The sequence below is a fragment of the Sandarakinorhabdus sp. genome, from assembly GCF_031430775.1.
Classification (GTDB): Bacteria; Pseudomonadota; Alphaproteobacteria; order Sphingomonadales; family Sphingomonadaceae; genus Sandarakinorhabdus.
In genome coordinates this window covers 1-6,717 of sequence record NZ_JANPCD010000092.1, presented here as the reverse complement: position 1 = coordinate 6,717, position 6,717 = coordinate 1, and the positions used below count along the sequence as shown (strand labels likewise).

Annotated in this window: 6 protein-coding genes; all 6 read right to left on the bottom strand. The window is 68.2% G+C overall.

Features of this window, described 5'->3' with window-relative positions:
* The coding region (locus RMQ73_RS05400; RefSeq protein ID WP_310497045.1) for a DUF4157 domain-containing protein at window positions 1-542 on the bottom strand (542 nt) is incomplete at its 3' end.
* A 1-nt stretch (window position 543) separates the two neighbouring features.
* A complete protein-coding gene (locus tag RMQ73_RS05395; RefSeq protein ID WP_310497044.1) occupies window positions 544-2,541 on the bottom strand; it encodes an ATP-binding protein in 1,998 nt (665 codons plus the stop codon).
* Entirely contained in the window at window positions 2,538-4,223 is a 1,686-nt protein-coding gene (locus RMQ73_RS05390; protein ID WP_310497043.1) for a hypothetical protein, read from the bottom strand. Before RMQ73_RS05390 ends, RMQ73_RS05395 begins: the two co-directional genes overlap by 4 nt.
* On the bottom strand, window positions 4,220-5,053 hold the full coding sequence (locus RMQ73_RS05385; protein ID WP_310497042.1) for a hypothetical protein: 834 nt from the start codon (window positions 5,051-5,053) through the stop codon (window positions 4,220-4,222). Before RMQ73_RS05385 ends, RMQ73_RS05390 begins: the two co-directional genes overlap by 4 nt.
* Window positions 5,054-5,066: 13 nt before the next feature.
* Entirely contained in the window at window positions 5,067-6,293 is a 1,227-nt protein-coding gene (locus RMQ73_RS05380) for a hypothetical protein (RefSeq protein WP_310497041.1), read from the bottom strand.
* Window positions 6,294-6,307: 14 nt separating this feature from the next.
* On the bottom strand, window positions 6,308-6,717 hold a 410-nt coding region (locus tag RMQ73_RS05375; RefSeq protein WP_310497040.1), incomplete at its 5' end, for a hypothetical protein.

The window sequence follows — 6,717 nt, the reverse complement described above, 5'->3', positions numbered from 1 at the left end:
TCGCGCTGCTGGATGGTGTGCGTCAACTCATGCGCGATCAATTCCAGCCCCTCGCTGCTTTCGGGGGCGAAGGCGCCGGCGTTGAAGAAAATGTCGCGGCCGTAAGTAAAGGCGCGCGCGCCCAGCCGGCTGGTGAGGTTTTCGGCCTTGGCGCCGGTATGGATGCGCACCCCGGCAAAATTCGCCTTGAAGCGCGGCTCCATGAAGGCGCGAGTGTCGGCGGGCAGGGTGCTGCCGCCGCCAAGCTGGCCCTTGATGGCCGCCGTCAGTTCCGGCGAAGTCTGGTCATCGCGGGCAGCCGGCGCAGCAGCCGGCGCAGCAGAAGGCGCTCTGGCCGCCAGGATCGACACCCGGCCCTGCACCTGTGCGCCTGGTGATTGCGCTGGTGCCGGCATCGACACCACGCGCCGGGCAATGCTTTCTGCCTCGCGCTCCGATGAATCACCGGGGCTGGACACCCTCAGCGCTGTCTGCACGCGGTGGCTGCGCCCTGGCTCGGGTGCACGCACCGGGGCAGGCGCGGCAACGGCGCGGCTCGCCATCTCAGATTGCCGCCCGCAGCATGGGCTTGAGCGGGCAATGGATTTCCAGCTTGCGATATTCGCGCACCACCGCACGGCGCAGATCATCGCCGCATACCGCCCGGCCCGCATCCATGGCCAGCAACCGGGCGTGCAAAGCGATGTTGCGCAACTGTCCGCCCGTCAGCACACAGCGCACAGCCACTTCCTGCAGCAGATCATCCGCGATGGCCGCGCCGTCCAGATGATGGGCCAAGATCGCATAGCGGCGAATTTCGTCGGGCGCCCGGAACGGCACTACCACGTCCATCCGCCGCGCAAACGCCGCGTCGATGCGCTCGGCGGCGTTGGTGGTGACGATCAATATCCCCGAAAACGCCTCGATGCGTTGCAGCAGGAAATTGGTCTCCAGATTGGCGTAACGGTCATTGGCATTGCCCACATCAGTGCGCCGCGCCATCAGCGCATCGCCTTCATCCAGCAGCAGAATAATATCGCGCTCTTCGGCGGCAGCAAACGCCCGGTCCAGCGCCTTTTCGGTCTCGCCGATGTATTTGCTCACCGATGCCGCCAGATCGATGCGCCACAGGTCGCGCGCCAGGTCCTGCGCCAGCCGCCGCGCCGCCAGCGTCTTGCCGGCGCCCGATGGCCCGCTGAACAACGCCCGCACCCCCAGCGCACCCGGCCCCGGCCCGGCATGGGCGGCCAGTGCCTCGCGGTGGCGGCAGCGGGCAGCCAGCGCGTCCAGCTCCTCGCTTGCGTGATCCTCCAGCACCAGAAATTCCGGGTGGGGCGGCGCCGCGATGCGAGTCGCCAGGCTTTCGAGGCGATTGTCCTGCAATTCCATCAGCGCCAGGCGGACATGGTCGCGGGACGGCGTGGCATCGCCGCTTTCGCGCGCCATCACCATTGCGGCAACGGCTGCCCGGTGAATGGTGCCGCTCGACAGCCGGAAACTTGCGGCAAGTTCGGCCGCGCCCGCACCGTCCAGCGCCGGCACGGCCTGCCGCCACAGACGCTGGCGCAGGACCGGACCGGGCGCCGGCAGCGAGACGGTAACAGCTGGCCGGTCAGGCAGTGCGATGCTGCCGGTGTCGGCCATGGCCGCGATCATCCGCACCGGCCCAAGCGCAAAGCCTGCCAGCGCGCGGCATTCTCCCGGGGCCAGTGCCGGCGCAATGAACAGCACGGCATCGGTCAGGAACGCAAACAGCCCGGCGCGCGCCCATGCAGCAGCATCATCGGGCAGCGCGGCATCAACCGTCATCAGCGGCCGGCCAAGACTGTGAGCAATGGCGCCGGCCAGGCTGCTGCGGCCATTGCGGTGCGGGCCGCGAATGACCAGCACGAGATCTGGGTCGCCGGACAGCGCGGAAGCGGCTGCGGCCGCGCGGGACATAACTGCGTCATCAGCAATCACATCGGTCATGGCCGGCAAATTTGCGGCCGCCACCAACACGCACCCCGGCGGCGCAGCAGCATTGCCGCCCAGTGTTTCCCAGATTGCTGTCGGCACGCGCAGCCGCTGCACCAACCGCGGCGCATCGGGGTCGATCACCATGATCAGCCCATACTGAATCAGCCGCATGATGGCCTGCCGCACCCCCTGCGGATCATCGCTGCCACCGGCATGGCGCAGCATGGCGATGACCCCGCCGACCATGGCATCGCCGTCATCACCCAGCAACGGCGCCAGCCGCGGATCCTCCGCCACCAGCCCGGTCGCAAGCAGCACGGCAAGGTCGATCGGCTCCAGCCCCGCCGCAGCCAGCCGGCGCAGAGGCAAATCATCGGCGCCCAACGCTTGACCCTGTGCCTGTCCCTGCGTCCATGCGGCCAGCGCGCGGTGCCAATGTGCCGCATCGAATGGCGCGCCCAGCAGGCCGGCCGCTTCGTCCAGATAGTCCGATGCGAACGGAGCATCGCCGGTATCCACATCGGCCAGCAGGCCGGCAGCAAGTCCGACCAGCGCCAGCCGCAAATGCGTGGCCGGCGTGCGCGGCAGGCGGCCCATGGTCATGAAAACACGAATCCGATTGTCCGGGCGGCAGCCGGCACAAATCCGGGGTCGCGGTCCAGCCCGGCGAGACGCAGGGAAATGGGGTGGGTTTCGAGCGCAAAGCCAACCATTATGGCGTCGGGCTTGACCGTGATAACGCCCGGCAGTGACAGCGCGCCAACGCCGCCATCGGCCGCACGGTCCATGCGTGCCTGAAGGTAACGGGCAAAGGCGTGTAGCCAGCGCTGCCGCTGCCGCGCCGGGGTTGGCAATGCAGCCCTACCCTCGAAATCGTGCGCCAGCACAAAGCCGGCGGGGTGCCACAATGCGCGGCCCCGGCGCTGCGGGCGCGCGCGGGGCCAAGGCACCAGCCATTCCGATGGTACCGCCCAGACCGGCGCTTCGAACTGCGCCGTCAGGCGCTGGCGCGGCCCAAGCCCGGCAAGCTCGCGCAGCAGGCCGTGTAACGGATCGGCTACAAAGGCCGCGCCGAACCAGCGACGCCCCAGCCATGCCAGCAGCGCAAACGGTGAAAGTCCCGGAAGGCGGGCGTGCGGCCGAGTAAAATCACCATAAAGAGCAAGGGCGGTGAAGGCATTGAAAAGAAAAAACAGCCCGGCAAAATTGCTGCCGATCTCCAAGCTGCTGGCCGCCAGCAAATCTGCCCGGATGGGCGTCGGTGGCGCCGTTTCGGGCAAGCTCCGCGGCGCCGCCACAGGCGCATTGGCTGCGTGCGGTGCGCGTGCGGTGGCGCGCTGCGGCGACGCGGTCGGAGTCATGTCCCGGCTTGCAGGTCTTGCCTGCGCCATGACCGGTTTTGGCCCGGTGTTTCCGGTATTGGCAGGTTTCGCTGCCGCAGTGGCAGGCTGCGCCAACGCCGCCGCGGCAACCTGCGCCGACCGGGAGGTTCGGGCCGACGCCGGACCCAGTGCGTGCACAAACGGTGCTGCCATTGTGATATCCGCCAGCAACCGCGCGAACGCAGTGCTGGCCAGCATGTCGGGCCGGCTGGCGGCACAGGCCGCGACCAGCGCCAGGCGCCGGGCACCCGGTGCAGCCGGCATCGCCATGACGCGGGCGCGGGCCAATGCCAGCACGGCCGGCAACTCTCCCGGCGGCGGCAATGGCACGACCGGCGGCGGTGGGGCCTTGGTCGGCGCCTCGTGTGCGGCCAGCAACCGATCGGCCGCCAAACGCAGCTCGCTATCCTCAAAATGCGCCAGCCAAGCCCCCGCGAGGCCGCTTTCGAGCAACCGTGAAAGAACAATCGGCAGATGCCGCACGTCAGTCAGAACATGTCGGCGCCAGCGCAGCAGCGGCGCCGCCCCGTCCGGCAGGGCGGCGGCCAGCAACGGCGCAGGATGGCCCGCCAGCATACCCCTCACCAGCGCCGCGTCCGCCGCGGCCAAATCTTCGAAATAGAGATCGCCTTCCCCCGCTGCGCCATCGCCGGGCCGCCGCGCGCCTGCTTTCGCTGCCCTGATCCCGTCCACCAGGGCGGCGGCAAAACGCGCGCGGCGACCCGGCGCCCCGCCCAGCGGCTCGGCCAGCGCCAGGCGCCGGATGAGCAGCAGGCCATGGTCCGGCACTCCGGTGGCAGCCGGCGTGGCCGCTTCCAGCGCGGCAGCCAGCCTATCGGCATCACCGGGCTGCGCGCGGTGGAGCCGGGCCAATCCGATCTGCAAGGCCGGCGGCGCGGTCACATTGCCAGCGCTTGCAGCGCCTTGGCAGGGTCCTTGGCCTTGAGCGCGCGGAGCAGGATTGCGCGGGTTTCGTCCTGAGCCGCAACCATGGTCCGACTGGCCAACGGGTTGTTACCCTTCATCGCCAGCAACACCGGGCCATCTGTCTTGAGCGCACCGCCGATATCACCAATCATGCCGCGTTCGGCACTGAACAAAAAGGCACGGCCGGTGGCGTCGCCGACCGTCTGTACGTCCTTGCGCTTGGCGGTGCCCAGGCGGCTCGCGGCCACCGCATAGGTCGGCACCTTGTCGAGGTTCTCTCCATAGAAAACCCCGATCGCCGATCCATCATCTGTCAGCGCGAAAATGGCGCGGCTCAGCTTGATGCCGGTCTCCGTATCCTCGGGCTCGTCATTGGTGTCGCCACCGTCTTGCCCTTCCAGAAAATCCTCAACCGCCACCAATCGGCGATGCAGGCTGAGCATCCCGTCGACCAGCCCGTTCATATAGGCCGCCGTGATCAGATCGCCGGGCCGCACCGGATTGATCGCCAGATCGACCATGGCCACCCCGGTTACGCGGGTGAAATCGGCGCCCAGGTCCGCGCCGGGCCGGGCGGCGGGGCTGTCGGTTGCCAGCGTGGCCGGTCCGCCTTCTGGCTCGGCGCTGGGACGTGTAGCCGGATCGGCAGGCGCGGTTCTGCCGCCACCGGCAAACTTGGCTCGCTCCAATTCCCTGAGAAGGGTGTCGCGGCGGAAATCATCGGCGGCTGCCGCGCGAAAATTGGCTTCATCGCGCTTGAAGCGGTCGACGCGGCTGCCTTGGACAAAGCCTGTGATGGGAAGCATGGGCGGTCTCCTTTCAGGGGTTCAGCGCGTAATTGGCGAAGTTGAAATGGCCCAGGTTCCAGCGGGCGTCGCCGCGATAAGGCAGGTGCCCGCTGGCAAAAAGCGCGAGCGGCGTCTTTCCAGCCATGCGGTTCTGGGCGATGCGGTAAAACCAGACGACATGATTGCTGCTGGTGTCGATGGCCGGCGCACTCAAGCTCTCGCGGATCAGCGGCTCGACCGCGCTGGCATCGATGTGCAGCGGCCCGCGCAATTCCATGCCGGCGAAAAACTTGCCCACCAGTTCGGTATCAAGTTCCGGGATCAGCCCTGCTGCCGGCAGGAAGTCGAACTGATCCTTCGCCTTGCCGCGCAGCACGCCCGGCGCCGTGATATGGTCGGCAAACTGGCGGAACATCGCCTCACCCACGCCCGGGCGCCGGTGATCGACCAGATCGGCAAGCACCAGCGGGTCGCCGCGCGGCGCCACTGGCCGGCGCACGGCATGGGCATCGGTGAAAATATGCCCGGTGCCGCCCGAAAACGCCAGCAGCGCCAGCGGCACTTCGCTATCCGTCAGCAGGCCGCGACCAAGCAGCGTGTCCATCAGGTCGTCACCGCGCGGATCGCTGCCGGCAAGGTCGGCTGGCCAGGATGGCCGCACGCCCAAGCCAAAGCAGCGATAGGCCAGCCGGTTGCGGGCGTTGGCGGCAATCAGCGAGACACCGTGCAATTCGGGGCGTATCTCGATCAGCCGGAATTGCACGCCTTCAACAGTCGCATCGGTCGCACAGCGCCCCGGCGTATCGCTCATGCCGCTGACTTGCGCCCGCCCTTCGGCGGTGAATGCCGGTGCGATGGAAAGCAGATACAGGCCGGCGCCGCCGACATAGTCGCCAGTGGCCAATGGCTTGCAATCGCCGAACAGGCATTCGCGGGCATTTTCGCCGGCCGGGGCCGCCCGGTCCAGTGCCAGCGTTATCTGCCGGTCAAGCTGCAGCACGCTGCCGCGCCGGCTGATGGCCAGACCGGGGCTGACGCTGGCTGCCGGCCTGCCACCGGGGGCGATGTTGCCGGCAAAGCGCACCATCAGGCCCGACGCGATGCCATCGCCCATCGCGGCGCCCAGCCGGGCATCTGCCTCGCGCCGGGCGGCTTGTTCCCGGCTCAGGTCGGCGCCGGTCAGCAGCCGCCCGTTGAAAAAATTGACGGTGCGGATGCCGCCATCGGTGAAGGGCTGCTCAAGCGCGGTGAAATCCATGTCCCGGCCCTCCCTCAACTGGTCTTGTCGGCGATGACGAACCAGGTTCCGATGCCATCGCAGATGACAGTGACGGCCTGCGGTGTCGCCAAACCGATCTGCGGAACCGGTGTCCCGACAAAGCCGCTGACGATTTGGCCGCGGGGCGCAGCGATCAGTTCGGCTGTGCCCCGCCCGGCGATACGCACCGTGATCGTCCGCCCGCGGCCCGCGTCGGCCGGCGGCGGCAACACGACATTGAGCTTTTCGGTGCGCGCTACCACCAGCACATCGGTATCCTTGTCGATTGCGAATGTGTTGCGCACGATCCGGGTCTGGTCATCGACAACAGTCAGGTTAAGCTGGAACTGCCCGCCGCCGGTGCCTGTTCCCGGCGGGCCAGCAGGACCTTGCGCGCCGGCAGGACCCGCCGGACCCGCCGGAC

Bases quoted from the DNA above. Each gene is read 5' to 3' on its own strand.
- RMQ73_RS05395 (WP_310497044.1), bottom strand. From the start codon at position 2,541: ATGACCATGGGCCGCCTGCCGCGCACGCCGGCCACGCATTTGCGGCTG.
- RMQ73_RS05385 (WP_310497042.1), bottom strand. From the start codon at position 5,053: ATGCTTCCCATCACAGGCTTTGTCCAAGGCAGCCGCGTCGACCGCTTC.
- RMQ73_RS05380 (WP_310497041.1), bottom strand. From the start codon at position 6,293: ATGGATTTCACCGCGCTTGAGCAGCCCTTCACCGATGGCGGCATCCGC.